The organism is Micromonospora chokoriensis (genome assembly GCF_900091505.1).
In the GTDB taxonomy this organism is placed as follows: domain Bacteria; phylum Actinomycetota; class Actinomycetes; order Mycobacteriales; family Micromonosporaceae; genus Micromonospora; species Micromonospora chokoriensis.
Map to the genome: position 1 here is coordinate 2,964,459 of NZ_LT607409.1, position 24,295 is coordinate 2,988,753.

The 24,295-nt window shown below is 71.3% G+C and carries 20 protein-coding genes; 6 read left to right on the forward strand and 14 right to left on the reverse strand.

The genetic code is table 11. The annotated features are described in order from the left end of the window. Positions 1-105: 105 nt before the first annotated feature. Positions 106-792 (reverse strand): DUF4191 domain-containing protein, encoded by a 687-nt coding sequence (locus GA0070612_RS14100; RefSeq protein ID WP_088988305.1) that lies wholly within the window; start codon positions 790-792, stop codon positions 106-108. Positions 793-999: 207 nt separating this feature from the next. Here GA0070612_RS14100 and GA0070612_RS31840 point away from each other — a divergent pair, with 207 nt between their 5' ends. Continuing rightward, positions 1,000-1,170, forward strand: coding sequence for a hypothetical protein (locus GA0070612_RS31840; RefSeq protein ID WP_167393626.1), 171 nt, complete (start codon positions 1,000-1,002; stop codon positions 1,168-1,170). 62 nt (positions 1,171-1,232) lie between these two features. Here GA0070612_RS31840 and GA0070612_RS14105 read toward each other — a convergent pair whose 3' ends face one another. Continuing rightward, entirely contained in the window at positions 1,233-1,445 is a 213-nt protein-coding gene (locus tag GA0070612_RS14105; RefSeq protein WP_088988306.1) for a hypothetical protein, read from the reverse strand. Positions 1,446-1,448: 3 nt separating this feature from the next. Here GA0070612_RS14105 and GA0070612_RS14110 point away from each other — a divergent pair, with 3 nt between their 5' ends. Continuing rightward, a complete protein-coding gene (locus GA0070612_RS14110; protein ID WP_088988307.1) occupies positions 1,449-4,358 on the forward strand; it encodes a helix-turn-helix transcriptional regulator in 2,910 nt (969 codons plus the stop codon). Between the two features lie 18 nt (positions 4,359-4,376). Here GA0070612_RS14110 and GA0070612_RS14115 read toward each other — a convergent pair whose 3' ends face one another. Beyond that, on the reverse strand, positions 4,377-6,071 hold the full coding sequence (locus tag GA0070612_RS14115; RefSeq protein ID WP_088988308.1) for a hypothetical protein: 1,695 nt from the start codon (positions 6,069-6,071) through the stop codon (positions 4,377-4,379). A 53-nt stretch (positions 6,072-6,124) separates the two neighbouring features. Continuing rightward, on the reverse strand, positions 6,125-7,120 hold the full coding sequence (lipA, locus tag GA0070612_RS14120) for a lipoyl synthase (RefSeq protein ID WP_088988309.1): 996 nt from the start codon (positions 7,118-7,120) through the stop codon (positions 6,125-6,127). A gap of 446 nt (positions 7,121-7,566) precedes the next feature. Between lipA and aspS the strand changes: the two genes are divergently transcribed. Further along, positions 7,567-8,853, forward strand: coding sequence for an aspartate--tRNA(Asn) ligase (gene aspS / locus GA0070612_RS14125; protein ID WP_088988310.1), 1,287 nt, complete (start codon positions 7,567-7,569; stop codon positions 8,851-8,853). A gap of 21 nt (positions 8,854-8,874) precedes the next feature. On the opposite strand, the gene lipB is transcribed toward aspS, so the two are convergent. After that, a complete protein-coding gene (gene lipB / locus GA0070612_RS14130; protein WP_088988311.1) occupies positions 8,875-9,516 on the reverse strand; it encodes a lipoyl(octanoyl) transferase LipB in 642 nt (213 codons plus the stop codon). Positions 9,517-9,598: 82 nt separating this feature from the next. Then, on the reverse strand, positions 9,599-11,431 hold the full coding sequence (locus GA0070612_RS14135; RefSeq protein WP_088988312.1) for a DUF2079 domain-containing protein: 1,833 nt from the start codon (positions 11,429-11,431) through the stop codon (positions 9,599-9,601). A 192-nt stretch (positions 11,432-11,623) separates the two neighbouring features. Between GA0070612_RS14135 and GA0070612_RS14140 the strand changes: the two genes are divergently transcribed. Continuing rightward, entirely contained in the window at positions 11,624-12,859 is a 1,236-nt protein-coding gene (locus tag GA0070612_RS14140; protein WP_088991493.1) for an extracellular catalytic domain type 1 short-chain-length polyhydroxyalkanoate depolymerase, read from the forward strand. Between the two features lie 96 nt (positions 12,860-12,955). On the opposite strand, the gene GA0070612_RS14145 is transcribed toward GA0070612_RS14140, so the two are convergent. Both GA0070612_RS14145 and GA0070612_RS14150 read right to left on the reverse strand, forming a co-directional pair. Further along, on the reverse strand, positions 12,956-13,855 hold the full coding sequence (locus GA0070612_RS14145) for a TIGR01777 family oxidoreductase (RefSeq protein WP_088991494.1): 900 nt from the start codon (positions 13,853-13,855) through the stop codon (positions 12,956-12,958). 130 nt (positions 13,856-13,985) lie between these two features. Then, on the reverse strand, positions 13,986-14,984 hold the full coding sequence (locus GA0070612_RS14150; RefSeq protein WP_088988313.1) for an aldo/keto reductase: 999 nt from the start codon (positions 14,982-14,984) through the stop codon (positions 13,986-13,988). Between the two features lie 56 nt (positions 14,985-15,040). On the opposite strand from GA0070612_RS14150, the gene GA0070612_RS14155 reads away from it, so the two are divergent. Further along, positions 15,041-15,409, forward strand: a complete 369-nt coding sequence (locus GA0070612_RS14155) for a MerR family transcriptional regulator (protein ID WP_088988314.1) — start codon at positions 15,041-15,043, stop codon at positions 15,407-15,409. 56 nt (positions 15,410-15,465) lie between these two features. Here GA0070612_RS14155 and GA0070612_RS32915 read toward each other — a convergent pair whose 3' ends face one another. The 4 genes from GA0070612_RS32915 to GA0070612_RS14175 all read right to left on the reverse strand — a co-directional run bounded on the left by GA0070612_RS32915 (position 15,466) and on the right by GA0070612_RS14175 (position 19,695). Beyond that, on the reverse strand, positions 15,466-15,846 hold the full coding sequence (locus GA0070612_RS32915) for a hypothetical protein (protein WP_331716400.1): 381 nt from the start codon (positions 15,844-15,846) through the stop codon (positions 15,466-15,468). A 269-nt stretch (positions 15,847-16,115) separates the two neighbouring features. Next, complete coding sequence (locus GA0070612_RS14165) at positions 16,116-17,543, reverse strand: AAA family ATPase (RefSeq protein WP_088988316.1); 1,428 nt, start codon at positions 17,541-17,543, stop codon at positions 16,116-16,118. Positions 17,544-17,751: 208 nt separating this feature from the next. Further along, positions 17,752-18,240: a hemerythrin domain-containing protein gene (locus tag GA0070612_RS14170; protein ID WP_231924559.1), complete on the reverse strand. Its 489-nt coding sequence runs from the start codon at positions 18,238-18,240 to the stop codon at positions 17,752-17,754. Between the two features lie 117 nt (positions 18,241-18,357). Then, positions 18,358-19,695 carry a low temperature requirement protein A gene (locus GA0070612_RS14175; protein ID WP_088988317.1) on the reverse strand — a complete coding sequence of 446 codons (1,338 nt, stop codon included), beginning with the start codon at positions 19,693-19,695 and terminating at the stop codon, positions 18,358-18,360. Positions 19,696-19,848: 153 nt separating this feature from the next. Here GA0070612_RS14175 and GA0070612_RS14180 point away from each other — a divergent pair, with 153 nt between their 5' ends. Further along, positions 19,849-20,784: an SDR family NAD(P)-dependent oxidoreductase gene (locus GA0070612_RS14180; protein WP_088988318.1), complete on the forward strand. Its 936-nt coding sequence runs from the start codon at positions 19,849-19,851 to the stop codon at positions 20,782-20,784. A gap of 64 nt (positions 20,785-20,848) precedes the next feature. Here the strand turns inward: GA0070612_RS14180 and sucB are convergent, their stop codons facing one another. Both sucB and lpdA read right to left on the reverse strand, forming a co-directional pair. Continuing rightward, positions 20,849-22,672: a 2-oxoglutarate dehydrogenase, E2 component, dihydrolipoamide succinyltransferase gene (gene sucB, locus GA0070612_RS14185; protein ID WP_088988319.1), complete on the reverse strand. Its 1,824-nt coding sequence runs from the start codon at positions 22,670-22,672 to the stop codon at positions 20,849-20,851. A 65-nt stretch (positions 22,673-22,737) separates the two neighbouring features. Continuing rightward, on the reverse strand, positions 22,738-24,129 hold the full coding sequence (lpdA, locus tag GA0070612_RS14190) for a dihydrolipoyl dehydrogenase (protein ID WP_088988320.1): 1,392 nt from the start codon (positions 24,127-24,129) through the stop codon (positions 22,738-22,740). Positions 24,130-24,295 lie beyond the last annotated feature (166 nt).

Consider the following 24,295-nt stretch of genomic DNA (forward strand, 5'->3'; position numbering starts at 1 on the left):
CCGCGCCGCGCTAGGGCGCGGGGGCGCGAGGGCGCGTTCGACCGCCGCGACGCGAAAGAGCCGGACCCGTGCGGGTCCGGCTCCTGTCGGCGTACGTCGAAAGGGTCAGCGGCCCCGCGACTGGCGGAAGGCGCCCGGCGGCCGCATGTTCTTCGGGATCGCGCCCTTGGGCATCTGCGGCCGCGCGGTGAGCGCCTTGAGGCGCTTGTCCAGCGAGTTGACGTCCTTGCCGGAGAGGGCGCGGGGCAGGCGCAGCAGTGTCGTCCGGAGCTTGCGGATGGGCAGTTCGCCCTCCTGCTGCCCGATCACGTAGTCGTGCAGGGGAGCGGAGCCGATCACCTTGGCCAGCCGCCGCTTCTCCTGCCCGAGCAGGCCGCGCACCCGCTGCGGGTTGCCCTCGGCCAGCAGGATCACGCCCGGGCGGCCGATCACCAGGTGGACCATGTCCATCTGGGTGGTCGAGCTGACCGCCGGGGTCACCCGCCAGTCGCCGCGCATGTTCTCCATGATCTGCGCCGCCGCGCCGGGCTGCCCCTCGGCGGCGTTCATCATCGCCTTGTTGGACCGCAGGTTGAGCACGATCAGCACCGCGAGCAGGATGAACAGGATGCCCAGTGGCAGCCAGATCCAGCCCCAGAAGATGACCGCGACCACGGTGAGGGCGAGCGGGAGCAGCACCGCGGCGGCGACCAGCGGCGCGAACCACCGGTCCTGCTTGGCGGTGAACTGGAACACCATCCCGATCTGCTTCAGCCGCTGGCCGAACGAGACCTTCTCCTGGGGCTTTGCCATGCCGCAGAGTCTAGTGGTCGCCGCCTGCCCCGTTGATCCGCGTCCGGGTGCTGGGGCAACTGAGTACCTTACGTCGCCTCACGCGCCCGGACCGGACGGGTAAGGAGGGTGCCGACCGGGAAGATGAGGCGTCGTGCCCATGCCCGGATGGGGCCTTCGCGCGAAGAGTCGTCAGCAGAGGACGACGACACGACGAAGGAGCCCGACATGTTCGGCAACGACGCAGACTTCATGCTCACCCTGCACCGCTCCCACTCCGCCGAGTTGCGCGCCGACGCGGCGGCGGACCGGCTCGCCCGGTCGCTGTCCCGGCCGGTCAGCAGAGGTTGGCTGGGTCGGCGCAGGCAGGCCGGTCGCACCGGCGACGCCCGCCGGTGACCGCCCCCACCAGGTCAGCCGCCGGGGCCGATCCCGACCCTCGGCCGAGCCCGCCCGTCCGGTCAGCTGTGAGGGCCGAGCCCGACCAGCGGCCGAGCCCGCCCGCCGGGTCGGCTGGCCCGCCCGGGCCGGGTGGCCTGCCCGGGTCGGCTGGCCTGCCCGGGCCGGGTGGCCTGCCCGGGTCGGCTGGCCTGCCCGGGCCGGGTGGTCGACTCGAACCCGCCCCGCTGCTCGGACAGCGGCCGATCGGCGGGGCGGGCCGCGCGGATCGTCATGGCATGCTCGAACCTGTGACCGTACGCGCAGCCAGCTCCGTCCTCGTCGGCCGCCATCGCGAGCTCGCGGCGCTGCGGGACGCGCTGGGTCGCGCCCGGGCGGGCGAGCCGACCACGGTGCTGGTCGGTGGCGAGGCGGGCGTGGGGAAGACGCGGCTGTTGGAGGAGTTCGCCGGCCAGGCCGTCGGTGGCACGGCCCGGGTGCTCGTCGGTCAGTGCCTGGAGTTGGGCGAGGCCGGCCTGCCGTTCGCTCCGTTCGCCGCCGCGCTGCGTGCGGTGCTGCGCGCCGACGGCCCCGAGGTCTTCGCCGGCTACGAGGCCGAGTTCGCGCCGCTGCTGCCGGAGCTGGGCCGGGCGTCCGCGGCGCTGGCCGGTCCGCGTGCCCTGCCGTTGGGCGACGCCCCGCGCGGCTACCTGTTCGACCTGGTCGCCGAGTTGTTCCTGCGGCTCGCCGACGCCTGCCCACTGGTCCTGATCATCGAGGACCTGCACTGGGCCGACCGGTCCACACGGGACCTGATCGGCTTCCTGGTCCGGGCCGCCCGGCCGGGCCGGCTGCTGTTGGTCTGCACCTACCGCACCGACGAGCTGCAGCGTGGGCATCCGCTGCGTCCGTTCCTCGCCGAACTGGACCGGGCGCGGGGTGTGGAGCGGGTCGACCTGGGGCGACTGGACCGTGACGGCACCGCGGCGATCCTCGCCGACCTGCTCGGCTCCGAGCCGTCCGCCCGGGCCGTCGACGACGTCCACAACCGCACCCAGGGAAACCCGTTCTTCATCGAGGAGTTGGCCGTCGCCGGTGACCCGGTGGGCTGCGCCGCGCTCCCCGAGACGCTGCGTGACCTGCTGTTGGCCCGGGTGGAGCGCCTTCCCGAGTCGGCTCAACGGGTGCTGCGCATCGCCGCCGCCGGAGGCACGCGGTTCGCCCACGACCTGATCGCCGAGGTCGCCGGGTTGCCCGACGTCGAGCTGGAGGAGGCGCTGCGCGCCACCGTCGCCGCCCAGTTGGTGGTGGCCGACCGCGACGGCGACTACGAGTTCCGGCACGCGCTGGTCCGCGAGGCCGTACACGACGAGCTGCTCCCCGGCGAGCACGCCCGGTTACACGCCCGCTTCGCCGCCGCGATCGAGGCGCAGCCGCACCTGGTCGCCGCCGGGCGGGCCCCGGCCGAGATCGCCCACCACTGGCACGCCGCGCACGACCACCCGCGTGCCCTCGTCGCCGCGAAGGCCGCGGCCTGCGCCGCCGCCGACCGGTACGCGTACGCCGAGCAGCGCCGGCTGCTGGAGCGGGCGTTGGAGCTGTGGGAGTTGGTGCCCGACGCCGCCGACCTGCTCGGCATGGACCACCTGGCGTTGCTGGAGCAGACCCTGGAGGCGGCGGTCACCGCCGGCGACTTCAGCCGCGCCAAGACCCTGACCCGCGCCGGACTGGCCGAGGTGGACGCCGACGCCGCGCCGCTGCGCGCCGCCCGCCTGCTGGACCAGAGCGGCCGACTGATGGCCCTGCTCGGCAAGAGTGACGGTGGCCGGGAGTTGGACGAGGCGTACCGGCTGGCAGCCGCCAGCCCTCGGAGCGCGGAGCGGGCCCGGCTGCTGGCCGAGATCGCCGCGCACCTGGTCAAGACCGACCCGCAGAAGGCGGCCCGGGTCGCCGCCGAGGCCGCCGACGACGCCGAGGCGCTCGGCGAACACGCCGCCCTGCTGTCGACGCGGATCGCACTGTTGTGCCACGGCGAGCGGGACCTGACCGGAGGGCTGGCCGAGTTGGGCCGCGCGGCTGCCGCTGCCCGTGCGGCGGGCGACGCCCCGGCCCTGGTGCTCGCCCTGGTGTTCGAGTCGGACATGCTCTGCGAGCTGGGCCGCTACGCCGAGTCAGCGCAGGCTGCCGAGGCCGGCGTGACCGAAGCGCGGCGGGTGGGGATCAGCCGCTCCACCGGGGCGTACCTGCTGTCCAAGCGGGCCGAGGCGTTGATCGCGCTGGGCCGGTGGGACGAGGCCGAGGCGGTGTGCGCGGAGGCCGCCCGCATCGACCTGTCCGGTGTCACCGGGCTGCACTGGCTCCAGCTGAGCGCCGGACTGCGGCTGGCCCGGGCGCACCCGGGCGCCGACGAACTGGTCGACCGGGCGCTCACCTTCCTCGGCCGGCCCTACCTGTGGCCGAACCACCGCCTGCCCCTGCACGAACTGGCGATCGAGGCCGCGCTGGCCGGCGACGACAAGGTCGAGGCGGTCCGGGCCGCCCGCGTCGCCGTGGTCGACGACAGCCTGCCGCAGCTCCCCCGGGAGGGGTGGCCGGTGCTCAGCGCGGTCGCGCGTACCGCAGCCCGGGTCGGTGACCGCGACCTCGCGGTGGCCGTGGCGGCGCTCGCCACCGACCTGCCCGCCCGGCACCCGGCGGCGCGGGCCCACGCCGCCCAGGTCACCGCGCTGCTGGCGGTCGGCGACCAGGCACTGCCGGCCTGGCGTACGGCGGTCGAGGCGTGGCGGGCCGACGGGCAGCCCTACCCGCTGGGCCGTGCGCTGGTGGCGCTGGCCGAGGCGGCTGCCGCCGCCGGGGAGCGCGACGAGACGGCGGCGGCGGTCACCGAGGCCGCCGAGATCGGTCAGCGACTGGGGGCGGTACCGCTCATGGAGGCGGCCGGCACCCTGGCGCGGCGGGTCGGCCTGCGTGCCCTCGGGCAGGGTGGGGCGGGCACCGATCTGCTGACCGCGCGGGAGCGGGAGGTGCTGCTGCTGGTCGCCGAGGGGCACAGCAACAGCCGGATCGCCGAGCAGTTGTTCATCTCCCCGAAGACGGCGAGCGTGCACGTCTCCCGGATCATCGCGAAGCTGGACGTGACCAACCGCGTGGAGGCCGCCGCCCTGGCCCACCGCCTCGGCCTGCTCACCGAAGCCACCCCGCCGCGCTGACGCACCGAACGCGTGGGATCAGCGGGGCAGGTAGATCCGCCAGCCGTCGATCGTGACCAGGTCCAGGTCGCCCGCGCGCCGGCGCTCGTCCAGCACGTCCGCCAGTGGCGATCCGGCCGGCGCGACCCAGGCCGGCGCTGCCGAGGCGTCCACCTCCCGGCGATAAGCGGGGTAGCGGTCGAAGCCGGGGCGCGCACTGTCGTCGACGACCGCGCAGAGCACCCGCTCGGCGCTGGCGAAGATGAGCCGGTTGCAGGTCCAGTAGCCGGCGCGGACGTGTCGCACGCCGAGCTGACGCAGTGTGCTGACCAACTCGCTGTGGTGGGCCGCGGCGGCCCGGGTCGCCGGTGCGGTCTGCGCTGCCCGCCAGGTGGCGTGCGCGGCGGTGCCCACCGTGGCGACGAGCACCACCACCGCGACCGCGGTGGCCACCGCGACCGGGCGGGCCACCGTCGAGGAGACCTCGCCCCGGCCGGTCGCCGCCCGACGAAGCCCGTCCCGGGCCACCGTCCACACCGGCCAGAGCAGCGCCGGCAGGGAGATGAGCAGGCAGGACAGGTAGCGGGAACTCTCCACCGGGGTCAGGCCGGCGGAACTGCTCACTGTGTACGCGCCCACGGTGGCCACCGCCGCCAACACGAGCGCCAGCCGGACCGCCGCCGCCACCCGGGCCGACACCCCAGGCTCAGCAGCACCGGCGGAGCCCGAAGCGCCGGCAGGCTCCGCGGCGCCGACGGCATCCGTCGGGGTGGGCGAGCGCAGGGCCCACCAGGCGGTGCCGCCAGCGAGGGCCAGCAGCAGCGGCAGGGCGAGCGCCCACCAGAGTTGCCAGGTGGCGCATCGCCCGGGATCGCAGAAGCCCATTCCCAGCGACGGGCCGAGCAGCAGGCCGCCGTGCAACCGGTCGGCCCAGCCGGCGGTGGCGTTGGCGCCGCTGGCGGCGAGCACCGCGTGCAGCGGGTTGCGTCCGTTCAGCAGGCTGTGCAGCAGCAGCGGGGCCGCACCCAGCACGGCCGCCGCCCCGAGCGCCGCCCCGGCTGCACCCCACAGCTCCCGCCGACGGAACCCGACGAGCACCGCCCCGGTCGCCAGCACGTACGGGAGCACGAGGGGGTCGACCCAGAGCATCAGGCCGGCCAGGAACCCCCAGGCCGCCCAGCGGGCCAGTCGCCGACCCGGCCGGCCGGTGGCCAGGTCCACGGCCAGGACGGCCAGCGCCACCCCGGCCGCGTTCATCTCGGGGTACCCGCCGCCGGCGATGAGCTGGTTCTTGACGATCCGGTCGGAGCCGAACGCCAGCAACGCCACCACCAGCAGCCCGAACCACCGGTCCCCGGTCAGTCGCAGCGTCAACCGCCAGGCCAGCAGCAGGAACACGGCGTACAGCGCCAGCGTGGGCAGTCGCAGACCGACCAGCGACGGCCCACCGGCCAGTGCGAACACCGGCGCGGCCAGGTACGCCTCCAGCGTGCCCATGTACGCCTGGCCGTAGAACCAGACCGGGAAGCCCTCGCCCCGGACGATGTGCAGCGCGGCCAACCCCATGGTGGCCTCGTCGCTGTTCGTCGGCGGCGTCGTGTGGGCCAGCAGCCAGAGCCGGTAACCCACCCCGGCGAGCAGCACCACCGCGGTGAGCCAGCCGACCAGTCCGAGGCGTGCGACGGGCAGCGGACGACCTGCGTCGCGCGGCTGCTCGCGTACCCCGGCGGTCATCGCACGATCATGACACCCGGGCGCCGCACGGTCCGTGCGGCGCTGCCGGTGGGTCAGGAGGCGGTGACGACCGACGCGGCGGCGCGTGCGTCGATGGCCTGCTGGTAGAGCCGGCCGGCCCGGTACGACGAACGCACCAGCGGCCCGCTCATCACCCCGGCGAAGCCGATCTCCTCGGCCTCCTCGCGCAGCTCGACGAACTCCTCCGGCTTGACCCACCGGGTCACCGGGTGGTGCCGGGGGGAGGGGCGAAGGTACTGCGTGATGGTGATCAGCTCACAGCCGGCGTCGTGCAGGTCGCGCAGCGCCTGCGAGACCTCGGCCCGCTCCTCGCCCATGCCCAGGATGAGGTTGCTCTTGGTGACCAGGCCGTCGGCGCGGGCCTGCCGGATCACGTCCAGCGAACGGTCGTAGCGGAAGGCCGGGCGGATGCGCTTGAAGATGCGCGGCACGGTCTCCACGTTGTGAGCCAGCACCTCCGGGCGGGAACCGAAGACCTCGGCCAGCTGCTCGGGGACGGCGTTGAAGTCCGGGATCAGCAGCTCGACGCCGCAGCCGGGCTGGAGGGCGTGGATCTGCCGGACGGTCTCGGCGTACAGCCACGCGCCGCCGTCGGGCAGGTCGTCGCGGGCGACGCCGGTGATGGTCGCGTACCGCAGGCCCATCGAGACCACCGACTCGGCGACGCGACGCGGCTCGTCGGCGTCGAACTCGGCCGGCTTGCCGGTGTCGATCTGGCAGAAGTCGCAGCGCCGGGTGCACTGGTCACCACCGATGAGGAAGGTGGCTTCCCGGTCTTCCCAGCACTCGTAGATGTTGGGGCAGCCGGCCTCCTGGCAGACGGTGTGCAGCCCTTCGCGCGAGACGAGCCCGCGCAGCTGGGTGTACTCCGGCCCCATCTTGGCCTTGACCTTGATCCATGGCGGTTTGCGCTCGATCGGCGTCTCGGCGTTGCGCGCCTCGATGCGCAGCAGGCGCCGCCCCTCGGGGGCCGCCGTTGCGGTACGCGCTGCCTGGCCGGTCGTCGGCGCGGAGTGCTCGATCGTCACGAAAACGAGCCTACGCCGGACGGCGGGTGTCTATGTGCGTCGGGCGACCGGCGTCACGCCGCAGATGTTGTGACGCCGGACACCGGCATGTCGAAAATGGGCGTCACACGAGAGGGTTTCGGGTGCTACGGTCAGCGCCAACAGCGACGACGGAGCCGAGTAGCGCCCCGACCCGCCAGTGCAGAGAGCCGCCGGTTGCTGAGAGGCGGTCTGGTGCCGGTGCGTGAAGACCCTCCCGAGCTGCGGGCAGAACGGCCGCGAGGCCCAGTAGAGCCCGCCCGGCTGGCCCCGGTCATCAGGCGACGAACGAGGCCCCCGCTCCGGCGGGGGTGAAGGTGTGGTGGCACCGCGAGGATCCCGCTCGCCCACACCTCCCTGGGGCTGACGCGACGCATCGCCTCCCCAGGGCGGCGACGGCGTGGCGATCGACCGAGGAGCAGCACGCCATGCAGAGAACCCTGTCCCACCACCTGCCCGTCCGGATCGGCGAGACCGTGCGTATCGCCGGCTGGGTGCACCGCCGCCGACTGCTCAAGTCGGTGGCCTTCCTGATCGTGCGGGACGCCGCCGGCCTGGCCCAGGTGGTCGTCACCGACCCGGCCGTCCGCGCCGAGCTGGAGAAACTCACCGAGGAGACGGTCGTCGAGGTCACCGCGACGGTCACCGCGAACGACACCGCGCCCGCCGGGGTCGAGCTGACCGACCCGGCGGTACGACCACTCGGGCCGCCCGCCGTGCCGCCACCGTTCGACCTGTACCGGCCGGCGCTCACCGCGAGCCTGCCCACCCAGCTGGACAACGCCCCGACCGCGTTGCGGCACCCCACCCGGTCGTCCGCGCTGCGGATCTCGGCGGCGGCGGTGGCCGGGTTCCGGGCCGCCCTCGACGCCCAGCGGTTCGTGGAGGTCCACACCCCGAAGGTCGTCAGCTCCTCCACCGAGAGCGGGGCGAACGTCTTCGCGCTGGACTGGTTCGGCGGGCCCGCGTACCTGGCCCAGTCACCGCAGTTCTACAAGCAACTGATGGTCGGTGTCTTCGAACGCGTCTACGAGGTGGGGCCGGTCTTCCGGGCCGAGCCGCACGACACCGTCCGGCACCTCGCGCAGTACACGTCGCTCGACGCGGAGCTGGGTTTCGTCGCCGACCACTGCGACGTGATGCGGGTGCTGCGCGACACGCTGGCGGGGATGCTGGGCACCGTGGGCGAGCGGGCCGGGGGCGCGCTGACCACGCTCGGCGTCGACGTGCCGGTCGTGCCGGCGGAGATCCCGGCGGTGCACTTCACCGAGGCGCTGGCGATCGCCGGTGCGCCCGCCGACGAGCCGGACCTCGCGCCCGCCCACGAACGCGCGCTGGGCGAGTGGGCCCGCCGCGAACACGGCTCGGACTTCCTCTTCGTCACCGGCTACCCGATGGCGAAGCGACCGTTCTACACCCACCCCGACCCGGCGCGGCCCGCGTACTCGAACGGGTTCGACCTGCTGTTCCGTGGTCTGGAGCTGGTCACCGGCGGGCAGCGGTTGCACCGGCACGCCGACTACCTGGCGGCGTTGGCGGCCCGGGGCGAGCCGACCGAGCCGTACGCCGGTTATCTGGACGCGTTCCGGCACGGCATGCCGCCGCACGGTGGCTTCGCCATCGGCCTGGAACGCTTCGTCGCCCGCCTGGTCGGCGCGGCGAACATCCGGGAGGTCACCGCGTTCCCGCGGGACCTGCACCGCCTGACCCCGTAGGGTCGTGCGCCGGCTGTGCGCTCAGATTTCGATCAGGGTGGACAGCCGGCGCTCGACGACCGGCAGCACGTCGGCCACGGTGATCGGGCGGCCCAGTTCGGCGGTGAGCGAGGTGACGCCCGCGTCACGGATGCCACAGGGCACGATCCGGTCGAAGTACGTCAGGTCGCAGTCACAGTTGATCGAGAAGCCGTGCAGGGTGACGCCCCGGGCCACCCGGATGCCGATGGCGGCCACCTTGCGGGCCGGCCCCCGGTCGTCAGCGGGCACCCAGACCCCGCTGCGCCCCTCGACCCGGCCGGCGGTCAACCCGAACTCGGCGCACACGTCGATGAGCAGCTCTTCGGTCCGGCGTACGTAGGCGACCACGTCCACCGGGTCGGGCAGGCGCAGGATCGGGTAACCGACGAGCTGCCCCGGCCCATGCCAGGTGATCTTGCCGCCGCGGTCCACGTCGACGACCGGGGTGCCGTCCATGGGCCGGTCCCACGGTTCGGTGCGCTTGCCCGCCGTGTAGACGCTCGGGTGCTCCAGCAGCAGCACCGTGTCGCCGCGCTCGCCGGCCACCACCGACTCGTGCAGGCTCCGCTGCTCGTCCCAGGCGGCCTGGTAGTCGAGCAGACCGGCACGGACGGCCGTCAGGCCGGGGGTCGTCGTTGTCACGGCAACCAGCCTAGTCCCGTCCGGGTCGATCATCCCTGGTGAGCCGCCTCACCAGGGCCTGGTCACACCCGAAGTCGGCTTATCACCGGTCGGCGGGCGGGATGCGCCAGAGCCACACGTCGTCGACCCGTTGCGGTTCGCCGAACAGGGCGGTCCCGGTGCGCCGCAGCGCCTCCTCGTCGACCTCGAACTTCGCGCCGTGCACCTCGTCGGCGAGCACCACCGTCTCAATCCGCCAGTGCCGCAGGTCCGACTGGACCTCCCGGATGGTCCCGTCGGTGATGATCGGCACCAGGCCGGTCCGACCGGCCTGGTCCATCAGGGCGCTCAGGGTGCGCGGGATCGGGCCGATCCGGCCACGCCCGTCCGGCCCCCCGGGGCCGAGGAAGAAGCCGCCCGGAATGGCGAACTCGCCCTGCCGGTGCGACAACGCGTACGCCTGCCAGCGCTGGCCGTCCGGGTAGATGTCGACGGTCAGCGGCACCGGGGTGAGCACCCCGTCCGGTGAGACGTACTCACGCCACGTACCGGAGGTGATGAACCGTGGGATCGGTTCCCGCTCGTCGGTCAGCAGCGGGGTGGGCAGCAACGGCACCAGGGCCACCGCGAACCCGATCAGCCAGGCCAGCTCCGTGGAGCGGTGCCGGGGCGGCGCGGCGCGCAACCGGTCGACGGCGTACGCCAGCACCAGCCCGATCACCGGCGCGACGATCAGCGCCAGCCGGGCGGGCAGCGCGGCGTTCACCACCGGCAGTTGGCCGAGCACGTCGAACGGCATGGGCAGGTCGGTGCGGTGCCCGTCGACCTTGGCGACCGGGCCGAAGGAGAGCACGGAGAAGATCACCGCGAGGGCGCCCAGCGCCCAGAGGGTGGCCCGGCGGCTCGGGTCGGCCCGTCGCCAGAGCGCGACGAAGCAGACCACGGTGAGGATCAGCAGCGGGATGCCGAAGAAGGAGTTCTCCTCCGTCGGGTTCGGTGCGAGCGAGGTGCCGAGCCCCGCCTCGCCGGCCAGCGAGCGGCGGGGGAAGGCGGCGAACGCCGCGATGTCCTCGGAGTGGATCACCGGGTCGAAACCTGTGCCGTGGAACCGTTGCGGTCCGGCGAAGTGCAACCACAGCGGGTACGACAGCAGCACGCCGGCGACCACGGCGGTCACCCCGAGCCCGCGCAGGAAATTGGGCAGCACGGCGCGTGCCTCGGCGCGGTGGGCCGGGTGCAGCGCCCAGACGGCGACGAACACGCCGAGTGCCAACGCGGTGAAGAAGAGCCCTTCGGCGGCGATCGAGAAGGCCACCGCGACCAGCACGCCGAGGATCACCCCGTCGCGCAGCCAGTGCCCCGCCCGGCGTAGCGCGAACAGCCGCCAGATCAGCAGCGGCACCAGCCAGCCCGCGGTCCAGTTCAGGTGGGCGTTGGCGTGCGACACCATGCCGGGGGAGTAGGCGATGAACAGGGCGCCGACCCCGGCGGCCAGCCGGCTGCGGACCAGGTGCCGGGAGAGGAACCAATACCAGACCAGCGCGGTGGCGAACAGGTTCAGGGTGAGGATCACCAGGAACGTCGCCGGCGGCCCGATGAGGTACGTGAGCGGGGCGAACACCACCGCGTACACCGTGATCGAGGTGTTGACGGCGAGGTTCACGCCGTCCGGGACGTTGATCAGGTAGGTGAAGAGCGGGTTGTCCCCGTGGGTGACCGCGTGCCCGCCGAAGGCCAGCAGCCACTCGAAGAGTGCCTGGTCGCTGGAGTTGACGGTGATGGTGCGGGTGTTCGGGTCCCGCCACAGGCCACTCGTCACCCAGACGGCGAGCGCGAGCGCCACCACCACGACGATGAGGTCGGCCCGGCGGTCCCGGACGACGCGCGGCGGTGACGCTGGTGCGGGCCCGGTGGCCAGCGACGGGGAGGACGGCACGCAGCGGACGTTACCAACCGGACCTGGACACGCCGGTCAGACCGGCGGTTCCGCCGCCCGCTGGTTCGGCGCACACAGCGGTCGCCGTGAATGTGTGAGTGTGCCCCATGTCATAGCGGCGACACATCGTCGTAACGTCTCGGCAATTCGACCGTGACCCAGTTCACAGTCCGCCCCTTCCAGGAGGCCGCCGTGCGCCGCTCCTCGTCCACCCTCACCCGGCTGATCGGCGCGGTCGCCGGGCTCTCCCTGGCCCTGGCCGGTGTGGTCGCCGTCGCCGCACCCGCCCAGGCCGCCACCCTCACCCAGGTCACCGGGTTCGGCTCCAACCCGGGCAACCTCACCATGTACGCCTACCGGCCGGACAACCTGCCGGCCAACTCCCCGGCCGTCGTCCTCCTGCACGGGTGCGTCCAGAACGCCTCCGGCTACTTCTCCAACTCGGGCTGGCAGAAGTACGCCGACCAGTGGAAGTTCACGCTGATCGTCGCCCAGCAGCCCTCCGGCAACAACGCCAACTCCTGCTTCAACTTCTTCGAGGCCGGGGACACCACCCGAGGTCAGGGTGAGGCGCTGTCCGTCAAGCAGATGGTCGACCACGCCAAGGCCACCTTCGGCGTGAACGGCTCCCGGGTCTACGTCAGCGGTCTCTCCGCGGGCGGGGCGATGAGCGCCGTCATGCTCGCCACCTACCCGGACGTCTTCGCCGCCGGGTCGATCATCGCGGGGATCCCGTACCGCTGCGCCACCAGCATGGTCAACGCGTTCAGCTGCATGAACCCGGGCGCGGACAGGACCCCGGCCGCCTGGGGCGACCTGGTGCGCGGCGCGTACTCCGGCTACACCGGCCCGCGCCCCCGGGTGGCCATCTGGCACGGCACCTCGGACACCACAGTCACCCCGCTCAACGGCACCGAGTCCCGCGACCAGTGGACCAACGTGCGCGGGGTCTCGCAGACCCCGAGCAGCACGTCGTCGCTGCCCGGCAACACGACCCTTGAGGTGTACGGCAACGACGACGTACGCCTGTACCGGGTCTCCGGGATGGGCCACGGCACCCCCGTGGACCCGGGCTCCGGCGCGGACCAGTGCGGCACCGCCGCCGCGTACTTCCTGGACACCATCTGCTCGACGTACCGGGACGCGCTCTTCTTCGGCCTGAACGGCGGCGGCACCGGCCCGACCCCCACGCCCACGGTGACCCCGACCCCGACCCCGACGGTCACGCCGACCCCGACGCCCACCCCGACCGTGCCGGCGACCTGCGTGACGGCCAGCAACTACGCGCACGTGGCGGCCGGCCGGGCGTACCAGTCCGGTGGATACGCCTACGCCAACGGCTCCAACCAGCGGATGGGCCTCTACAACACCTTCTACACCAGCGCCCTCAAGCAGACCGCCGCCAACTACTGGGTGATCGGCTGCTGACCCCTCCCCAGACCCTGTTGATCAAGAGGTTTGCGTCAGATTCCGGCCCCCGGATGACGCAAACCTCTTGATCAACGCGAGCGGTGGCGGCGCTGGTCAGTCCTTCAGGGCCGCGGCCAGGGCAGCCGGGAGGGCGGGGTGGTGGTAGGGGTAGGCGGCTTGGGTGAGGACGTTTGGGAGGACTCTGGTGCTGGTCAGGGCCTCGTGGGCGAAGCCGCCGAGGACCACCTTGAGCGCCGGCGCGGGGATCGGGATGATCGCCGGCCGGTGCAGCTGTCGGGCCAGCTCGCGGGTGAACTCGGCGTTCGTCACCGGGTTCGGCCCGACCACGTTGACCGGGCCGGAGATCTCGTCGCGGTCCAGCAGGAAGCGCGTCGCGTCCAGCCAGTCCTCCATCGAGATCCACGGCAGCCACTGCCGGCCGCTGCCCAACCGGCCCGCGATGCCCAGCTTGAACGGCAGCAACTGCGGCTTGAGCAGACCACCGTCGCGGTGCAGCGGCAGGCCGGTACGCAGGCGCACGACACGTACCCCGGCGTCCTCGGCCGGCCGGGTCGCGGCCTCCCACACCCGGCAGACGTCGGCCAGGAAACCCTCACCGGCCGGCGCGTCCTCCTCGACCGCCCGGTCGCCGGTGTTGCCGTACCACCCCACGGCCGAGGAGTTGAGCAACACCCGGGGGCGCTCGCCGGCGGGAAGCCCGGCGATGGTGGTCGCCAGCGTGGTGGTGCTGTCCACCCGGCTGGTACGGATCAACCGCCGGTAGTCGTCGTTCCAGCGCTTGTCGCCCACGCCCGCGCCGGCCAGGTTGACCACCGCGTCCGCCTCCGCGACCGCAGCCGGGTCGAGCTGCCCGGCGGCCGGGTCCCACTGCCGTTCGTCGGGGGTACGCGGCGGACGCCGGACCAGCCGGGTGATCTGGTGTCCGTCAGCGGTCAGGCGATCGGCCAACCGGGTGCCGAGGAAGCCGGACGCGCCGGCCAGAAGGATCCGCATGCTCATATCTTCGGGTACGGACGGCAGGTTGGATGCGTCGAGCCCGCGGACCACACGTTCCGCCGCCCGCTCACCCGGTGCCGCGACGTGCCCACCTCGCCCGGCGACACCCGGCGGACCGGCACGGTGCTCAGCCTGCCGAGGCCGGACGCAGGTCGGCCAGGAGACGCTCCACGTCGGCGTACGCCGCGGCGTCGAGTGGTCCGAGCGCCAGGGTGGCGAGGTTCTCCTCGGCCTGCGCCACAGTGCGCAGGCCAGGGATCGGCACCGTACGCGGGCTGCGCGCCAACAGCCAACCCAGCGCGCCCTGCGCGAGCGTCCGACCGTCGGCGGTGAGCGCCGCGCGCACCTGCTCGACCCGTGCCGCCCAGCGGGGCGTCGGCCGACCGTCGGTGAACCACTCCAGCCACTCCGGTGCCCGACCGCGGACGTCGTCCGCCCCGACCGCCCGGGTCGACCCGGTGAGCAACCCCATCGCCAGCGGGCCACGGTTGAGGCTGGCCAGGTCGTGGGTGTCGCAGACCGCCAGCACCGCCGCGTTGTCCCGCAACACCGACTCGTCGTGCTGGATGGCGGCACAGTGCGGGCCGGCGACCGCGAACGCCTCCGCCGAGGCCGGGTCGTCGGTGCTCCAGCCGTACGCCCGGATCTTGCCCTGGCCGACCAGGGTCTCCAGGGTGTCGACCAGATCGAGCGCGGCGGGCACCGGCAGCGCGTTGATGTGCAGTTGGTAGAGGTCGACGTGGTCGGTGCCGAGCCGGCGCAGCGAGTCTTCCAGGCTGCGCACCGCGAAGGCCGGGCTGGCGTCGGTGCCGAGCGCCCGCCGGGTGGCCTCCTCGCTGACGTTGCCGAACTTCGTGGCGATCACCACGTCGTCCCGTCGGCCGGCCAGGGCCCGCCCGAGGATCCGCTCGCTGTGCCCCGCGCCGTAGTTGCTGGCCGTGTCGAACAGGGTCACCCCGAGGTCGAGTGCGCGGTGGATGGTGCGGACGGACTCGTCGTCGTCGACGTCGCCCCAGCCGAAGGGCTGCCGGTCCGCACCCCAGAGAGGGCCACCGATGGCCCAGCACCCCATTCCGATCGCGCTCACCGTGATGCCGCTGCGCCCCAACGTTCGTGTCGTCGTCATGCGGACCAGCCTCCAACCTGGAGCGCGCTCCAGGTCAAGCACTACGATCTCGCGACATGAGCGGTTACGCCCCCTCGGAGGCCGCCCGCCGCAGCGGCTTCAGCCTGGACACCCTGCGGTACTACGAGAAGATCGGCCTGCTCGCCGACGTGGACCGGACGGCCGGCGGGCAGCGGATCTTCACCGACGACGACCTCGGCTGGCTGGAGCTGTTCCGTTGCCTGCGCGACACCGGGATGCCGATCGCGCAGATGCGCCGCTACGCGCAACTGGCCCGCGAGGGTGAGCACACCGCCGACGAGCGTCGTGAGCTGCTGCAACACCACGCGGTACGGGTCGAGGAGCAGATGGACCTGCTCCAGCGCCAGTACGAGCACCTCCGGGAGAAGATCCGCTTCTACGAGCGCCCGACCCGTGCCAGCTAGCGAAGCTGCTTGTATTGGCCTGCACGGAGTGCTAGCCGACACAAAGCCCCAAACCGTCAGTTGGTCTCGGCCGAGCCCCACCGCTTGACCACCTCATCGACATCAGCAACTAAGCGGGCCCAGCTTTCCAGTCGTACAATGGCGCCGGTCGGCTCTAGTCGCTCAAGCAATTGGCGGCGATGTTGGTTGAACCGCTTCGCCACGGCGTCGCGGCGCCGGCCAGTCTCGCCGGCAGCTTTGAGTAGGCAGGTGCTGAGAATTTGCTTGGGGTTAGCGACCGACTCGACCTCATGATGTTTGGGAAGGCCAAGATCCATCCGTCCTCGCGGATTGCCAGCGACCTGTCGGATCGCCGTCTCGTCGAGCAGTAGCCACGCCTCTGTCATTCGTACCGGGATCACGGGCATGAAATCGACCGCTCCACTGATGGATCTCATTGCTGTCACTATTTCCTGCTGTCGGGCATGGCGTCCGGCGTTATCTGCATCGCGGTGAACCACGACTAGATCGACCGGACTGCCGACAAGTGCGAGACCGGCTTCCGCCCGAGACCGTACATCCTTCGCAACTCTCCCGAGAAGGGAAAAGTCGGGCTTGCTGAAGTGTACGGTCACACCCTGGTTGAAGAAGAGGGACTCGATGAGGTCGGCTAAGGGGAGATCAGAGCTGCCTTCTGATATGAACAGCCCAGTGCGTGAACGACGGCTCATTCGATCAGATCCAAGGGGAGTTTAAGCTGCGCGTTAGGTGGTGCAGCTAGGTAGGCAACAACGTCCGCCATTGAGAAAGTGGATTGACCACCGGCAGCGCGCCAGGTGCCAGTGAATGGCAACAATGACAACGACCGGGTATGTCTACCGTTTGCTCCCACGTGGGGCCGCACCTCGGCCAGCAGCAGGTCGGCAGGATTGCAAAGCTGGACTACCCACGGCGAATGCGTATTGACGATGACTTGCCGGAATGGATTAGTAGGTCCCGGTGCGTCGCTTGGGTCGACGGCCAGGTCGCGCACGAGCTCCAGCATCGCCGGAAGGTTGGCCGGATGGATGCCATTCTCTGGTTCTTCCATGCAGATCAAGCCGGTGAAATTGGGATCCTCGAGCAATACACACAGGGCCAGAAATCGAAGTGTGCCTTCGGATAATGCACGTGCGGGCAATCGAAGACTGCCGCGCTCTTCTAAGAAAAGCGTGAAGACTTCGCGGACCTGGTCGAGTTCTACAACAATTCCCTCGACTCCTACACCGACGAGATCGGACAACCTTCCCGCTACTCGAGCATAAACGGCGTCCGGGTCAGACTTGTGATCGTCACTCCCGGATTCGTTTGCAATCCGGTAGAGGCTTGCGGCCAGATGGCGACCATCGGCACCGAGTGACCGAGCATCTGAGAAACCGTCGGGGGCGCGCAATGCCGAAGGTTCAAGGGCAAGCCGACGCCAGCCCTGCATCTCTCGCCGCGCTGCGAGGATCGTCGGATAGTCGTTGGTTGTTACGGAACTGAGGACGGTTCGGCCCGCACGGGCAGCTGCCCGCGGCTGCGGTTTGCCGCGGCTCCCACCGTCTCCATGTACATTTATGACTGTGCCCGTCTCCCGATGCTCGGTCGAGAGGAAGGGGCCGCCGCGTCGCTCACCCCTGACGACTGCGTTTCGGAAACGGGCCGCGCTATGCGGGAAGCGAAGGTGACGGACTGCCTCGCCGCGAGTGATATGCCGAAGTTCCTCGCCTAGCAAACTAAGTCGACCGATGCTGCCCTCTTTCGCGGGCGGTTCGAAGCCGAGGGTCACCTCGTAGCGGAGGAAGGTGGTGCTTGCCTCCGCTGGCGTACCCAAGTCATCTTCGACTTCTGCGGGCACGATCATTTCGGCGGCGAGCTTGATGCGGTGTTGGTGGTCCCTGTACCCGTCCCAGAACAAGTCGCGCGGGTCGCCGCCTCTGAGGCCCGACGATCCACGCACGCGCTGAGATGCCTCGACCAGCGAGTCGGTAGCCAGATATGAGAGGAATTCGATGGCGTCGAAGATGTTCGACTTGCCCATGCCGTTTGCGCCGGCGATGCAGGTGAAGGGACCGAACTCGACTCCCACATCAAGGAGGTTCTTGAACCCCTGTACCTCGAGCCGAGTCAGCATGGGAAGAGCTTAGCCAGGTGTGAGCCGGTCAGCTCACACCACCTTCAACTAGACGTGGAGTGGCGGGCCCTAACATCGACTATAAAGACAAATTAGCCCATAGCGCTGTTGCAGGTAGGCGGAATCGGCTCGCTGTCGCCCAGAGAAACCGAGAGGTGGGCCGTAGAGCGGCTATGCGGATGCCGGAGCGGGGCGGAGCCGGCCGTAGTCAGCCGGGGACGTGCGGCGGCAGGGTCAGGCCGAGCAGTTCCTCGGCTGTCCCGGGTCGACCGGTGAGCGCGTTCAGGGCGGAGACCAGCCGCTTCTCCTCGTAGCGGAAGTGCGACTGGAGCAGGGCGGCCAACCCGTCCAGCTCACCGCGTACCTGGTCGACCGGCACGGCGGCGTCGCCGGCCAGTAACGCCTCGACCCGCTCCAGGATCCCCGCCACCACCTCGTGGTCGGTGATCAGGTTCGCGATCACCGGACGCAGTTCGGGGACCTGCTCGGCCAGCAACCGGAACGCGCCGGCGTCCTCGCCGGTGTGGTGCCGACCCAGGGCGGTGCAGAAGGTCAGACAGTGTGCTCGCAGGTCCCGCGACGGGGTGTCGAGGCTTGCCCGGAGACGGGCCAGTTCCGCGCTGAGCCAGAGGTGGATCTCGATCATCTGATTGCCGACGGCGGCGAGCCGGTCGGCCGGTGAACCGGTTGGGTGCACGTTCGTCCCATGCTGTCCCCGCGCCTCCGTGCCCACGGCGGCCTTCGTGCCGGGTGCACCGCGACGCTGCGCCCGAGAGTCTAGCCCGACCGGGGTCGGTTTCACCCTGCGTCCGGGTCACGGAGTGGTCGGCTCGTCGGGTTCCGGCACGTCGTGCCACCGCGCACGCCAGGCGGCCTCGTGCGCCTCGTGGGTGGTCCGCTCCTGGAAGACAGCGGACCGCAGCGCGTGCCGAGACTGCGACATCACCAGCACCTCCATCGCCACCAGGCCCACACAGATCACCGTCGCGAGGGTGAGCGCGCCCAGTGCCGGCAGGTGCTGACCGATCGGGAGGGCGGCCACGAGCACCACGATGACGCCGACCCGGGTCCAGCTGACGGTGTGCAGGGTACGCAGCTGGAACAGCAGGTTGACCACGAAGTAGCAGATCAGCCCACCGAAGAGCATCGGCACCGCCGGCCCCTCGACCCGCTCGCCGATCCCACCGGCCGGATCGGTGATCTTGTGCAGGATCTCCTCGTTGCCGATGGAGAAGAGGATCACGCCGGCGATCATCGGCAGGTACGCGTACGCGTACGCGTCGCGGGCCATGGCCACCCGGGGGGCGCCCTCCGCCGCGTGCAGGGCGATCCGGGCGGCCGGTCCGATGAAGTCGAAGTGCGCCCACCAGAGGGCGGCGGTGATCACGATGCCGAGTGCGGCGGCGGCCACCGCCGGCCAGGTCACCGGCTTGCCGAGCAGGTTGCCGCCCACCCCTGTGGAGATGATGGACTCACCCAGCGCGATGATCAGGATGAGGTCGTAACGCTCCGTCCAGTGTTCGGCGCTGGTCACCCCCCAGCCCCAGGTGCCGACGATGAAGCCGGTGGCGTACTGCACCACCACCACGGTGATCCACAGTCCGTCGCGGACCAGGGCGGCATCGTCGGGGTCGGCGATCTGCGGCGGGATCAACGCGGCGGCCAGCAGCAGCACGATACTCACCGCCAACTCCGGGGCGAAGCGCCGCAGCTGCCGGCGTTCCTGCGGGCTGTCCCGCACCACGTGCTGGTAGAGGATCATGTGGACGGCCCGGACCGCGACGTAGCTGATGGCGACCAGCATCGGCCCGCCGGCGACGCCCGTCGGGTCGCTGAACGCCTGCGGCAGCCCCAACGCGAACGCGAACAGGGCGACCATCGCGATCACCATGAGCACCGGGACGTAGCCCTCGCCGAGCCGGACCCGGGTGGCGACCAGGCTGTGCACCACCCAGATCCACCAGAGCACGGCGAGCACCAGCGCGGCGTGCAGCAGTTGCCGGCCGGTGATGTTCGCGGCGGTCGCCCTGGTGATGATGAAGAACGAGAAGACGAACACCAGGTCGAAGAAGACCTCGAACTTGTCGACCCGGGCACCGGGAGCAATCGGGACGGCCGGTCCCAACTGCCCACGCCGCCGGTGACCGCCCACGCACCCACTCTGGCAGCGTCCGGGCAGGTCGGAGGGGCGAACAGCGATGGCGGGGGCATCCCGCGTTACCTCCGGCCCCGGCCGGGAAACCACCCGGACCGGGCCTCCGCCAGCGGGCCGGTCGCTCCCACCCACCCCGGACAAGGACGGATCATGACCACGAGCAAGCCGATCAGCACCTCGTTCACCCATCACTCCACCGCCATGGACGTGATCAAGGGCGTCGACCTCGTCCGGCGCCGGGCGATCGTGACCGGTGGGTCGTCCGGCATCGGCGTCGAGACCGCCCGTGCTCTGGCCAGCGCCGGAGCGGAGGTCACCCTGGCCGTCCGCAACCCCGACGCCGGGCAGAGGGCCGCCGACGACATCACCGGCACCACCGGCAACGACCGGGTCCTGGTCGCCCCGCTCGACCTCGCCGACCAGGGTTCGATCGCCGACTTCGTCGCCAACTGGGACGGCCCGCTGCACATCCTGGTCAACAACGCCGGCATCATGGCCGCGCCCCTGTCCCGTACACCGCAGGGCTGGGAGATGCAGTTCGCCACCAACCACCTGGGGCACTTCGCGCTCGCCAACGGGCTCCGCCCGGCACTCGCCGCCGGTGACGGGGCCCGGATCGTCTCGGTCAGCTCCGCCGCCCACCTGCGCTCACCGGTGGTCTTCGAGGACATCCAGTACGACAAGCGGGAGTACGAGCCGTGGCAGGCGTACGGGCAGTCCAAGACGGCCAACGTGCTGTTCGCCGTGGAGGCCACCCGGCGTTGGTCCGACGACGGCATCTACACCAACTCGCTGATGCCGGGCGCGATCCAGACCAACCTCCAGCGCTACGTCAGCAAGGAGGAACTGGACCGGATGCGGGCGGGCAACGCGGCGGCCTGGAAGACCGTCGAACAGGGCGCCGCCACCTCCGTGCTGGTCGCCGCGTCGCCACTGCTCGACGAGGTGGGCGGGCGCTACTTCGAGGACTGCCAGGAGGCCGCCCCTGCCCAGCCGGGCCAGCGGACCGGGGTCGCCGACTACGCGCTGGACCCGGAGGCGGCCGAGCGGCTCTGGCAGGTCTCGACCGCCCTGCTCAAGAGCTGAGGCCGGAATCGAAGCGGGCGCCCCGGTCGACGACCGGGGCGCCCGCTTTCGGCATACGGACGGATCAGGCCAGGCCCAGCTCCGACTCGAAGTTGCCGGCCTCCAGCCGCTCCTTGACCGCGGTCAGGAAGCGGGCCGCGTCGGCACCGTCGATCAGCCGGTGGTCGTACGACATGGCCAGGTAGACCATCGACCGGACCGCGATGACCTCGCCCAGCTCCGGGTCGTTGACCACGACCGGACGCTTGACGACGGCACCCGTGCCGAGCATCGCCGACTGCGGCGACGGCACGATCGGGGTGTCGAAGAGCGCGCCCCGGCTGCCCGTGTTGGTGAGCGTGAAGGTCGCCCCGGCCATCTCGTCCGGGGTGATCTTGTTGGTGCGCGTGCGCTCGGCCAGGTCGGCGACCCGCTTGGCGATGCCGCCCATGTTGAGGTCACCGGCGTTGTGGATGACCGGCACGAGCAGCCCGCGCTCGGTGTCCACGGCGATGCCGAGGTGCTCGGCGGCCGGGTAGGTGATCGTGCCACCCTCCAGGTCCATGCTGGCCTGGATGATCGGGTGGGTCTGCAGCGCCTCGATGGCGGCGAGGGCGAAGAACGGCAGGAAGGACAGCTTCACGCCGTGCTTGGCCTGGAACGAGTCCTTGGCCTTCGCCCGCAGCTTGGCGACCTTGGTGACGTCGACCTCGACGACGGTGGTCAGCTGCGCCGTCTCGTGCAGCGACTGCTGCATCCGCTTGGCGATGGTCGCCCGGATCCGCGGCAGCTTCTCCGTGGTGCCCCGCTTCGCGCTGGGCTCCGGCTTGACGGCCGGCTTGGCCGCAGCCGCCGCGGGAGCGGCGGCCGGTGCGGCGGCGGGAGCGGGAGCCGCCTTCGCCTTCTCGGCAGCCTCCAGCACGTCCTGCTTGCGGATCCGGCCACCGACGCCGGTGCCGTTGAGCGCGGACAGGTCGACACCGTGCTCGGCGGCGAGCTTGCGCACCAGCGGGGTGACGTACCCGGCGGCCTCCTCGCCGCCACCCTGCGCGGGGGCGGACGGGCGCGGCGGCGTCGAGGCCGGCGCGGAAGGCTGCGAGGCCTGCTCGGTCTTCGCCGGCTGCGCCGAGCTCTCGGTCTCCGCGGCCGGCTCGTTGTACGACATGCCCGGCGTCGGCTCCTGGACCTTCGACTCGGCCTTCGGCGCCGGCTTGGCCTCCGCCTGGGGCTCGGGCTTCGGCGCGGGCTTCGCCTGCGCGGGAGCCCCGCCGGCCGCGCCGATGACCGCCAGGTCGGCGCCGACAGCGGCGGTCTCGTCCTCGGCGACCTTGATCTCCAGCACCGTGCCGGCGACCGGCGACGGGATCTCGGTGTCCACCTTGTCGGTGGAGACCTCCAGCAGCGGCTCGTCGACCTCGATGGTGTCGCCGACCTGCTTGAGCCAGCGGGTGACGGTGCCCTCGGTGACGCTCTCGCCCAGGGCCGGCATCTTCACCGCGGTGCCCTCACCCGACCCGGCGGCGGCCGGAGCCGGCGCGTCGGCCGGGGCCTCGTCCTGGGCCACCTGGTCGGCGGTGCCCTCGGCGGCGGCCGTCGGCTCGGTGGCCGGCTCGACCGCCTCGGCCGGGGCCTGCTCCTGCGGGGCGGCCTCGCCGCCACCGGCGGACTCACCCTCACCGGCGATGACGGCGAGTTCGCTGCCGACCTCGGCGGTCTCGTCCTCACCGACGACGATCCGGCTCAGCACGCCCGCAGCGGGCGACGGGATCTCGGTGTCGACCTTGTCGGTGGAGACTTCGAGCAGGGGCTCGTCGACCTCGACCGTGTCGCCCTCCTGCTTGAGCCAGCGAGTGACGGTGCCCTCGGTGACGCTCTCGCCGAGCCGAGGCATGGTGACCGATACCGGCATTTTCTCCAGACTCCTTCATTCCCCTGGTGGGATCTTCGCCCGTCGCCGGACGCCGCGGTTGATTGTCAGGCGTGCGAGTGCAGCGGCTTGCCGGCGAGGGCCAGGTGCGCCTCGCCCAGGGCCTCGTTCTGGGTCGGGTGGGCGTGCACGAGCTGGGCGACCTCGGCCGGGTAGGCCTCCCAGTTGTAGATGAGCTGAGCCTCACCGATCAGCTCACCGACCCGGGCGCCGACCATGTGTACGCCGACCACCGGGCCGTCCTCCACCCGGACCAGCTTCACGAAGCCGGTGGTCTTGAGGATCTGGCTCTTGCCGTTGCCGCCCAGGTTGTAGTTGTACGACTTGACCTTGTCGGCGCCGTACTGCTCCTTGGCCTTCGCCTCGGTCAGGCCCACCGACGCCAGCTCCGGGTCGCAGTAGGTGACGCGCGGGATGCCCACCTCGTCGATCACGGCGGGGGACTGCCCGGCGATCTCCTCGGCCACGAAGATGCCCTGCTGGAAGCCCCGGTGCGCGAGCTGGAGGCCGGGCACGATGTCGCCGACCGCGTAGACGTTCGGCACGCTGGTGCGCAGCCGCTCGTCGGTCAGCACGTAGCCGCGGTCCATCGTGACGCCCTGCTCCTCGTACCCGAGGTCGGCGGTGTTCGGGCCGCGACCGACGGCGACCAGCAGCAGCTCGGCCTCGACGGTCTCGCCGCCCTGGATGGTCAGCTTGACGCCGTTGTCGGTCTTCTCGACCTTCTCGAACGGCTTGCCGACCTTGAAGTTGATCTTCCGCTTGCGGAACGCCCGCTCCAGCGCCTTCGACGACTCCTCGTCCTCGGCGGCGACCAGCCGGGGCAGCGCCTCGACGATCGTCACGTCCACGCCGAAGGACTTCCACACGCTGGCGAACTCGACGCCGATCACGCCACCACCGAGCACGATCACCGACGACGGCACCCGGTCCATGACGAGCGCGTGGTCGCTGGTGATGATCCGCTCGCCGTCGACCTCCAGGCCGGGCAGGCTCTTCGCGTACGAGCCGGAGGCCAGCACGATGTTGCGGCCGGTGTAGCGCTTGCCGTCCACCTCGACGACGTTCTTGCCGACGAGCTTGCCGTGGCCCTCGACGATCGTGATGGACTTGTTGCCCTTCAACATGCCCTGCAGGCCCTTGTACAGGCGGGCGATCACGCCGTCCTTGTACGAGTTGACACCGGCCATGTCGATGCCGATCAGCTCGGCCTTCACGCCGAACTGCTCCGACTCGCGGGCCTGGTCGGCGATCTCCGCCGCGTGCAGCAGGGCCTTCGTCGGGATACAGCCGTTGTGCAGGCAGGTGCCGCCGAGCTTGCCCTTCTCGACCAGCGCGACCTTCAGGCCCAGCTGGACGGCGCGCAGCGCGGTCGCGTAGCCGCCGCTGCCACCTCCGAGAATGACGATGTCGAAGGTCGCTTCGTTCGGCTCGCTCACGTCCAACTCCCAGGTCGCGTCGCTGCATCGGGGGTCACGGGGTTGTAACACGGACACACCCCACCTCGGTCATCTTGTCACCACCGGGCGCAGGGTGCGTACCGAGGTGCCCAACGACACGTCATCGACACGTACCCTTGGCACCGTTGTCGATGACATACAGCTG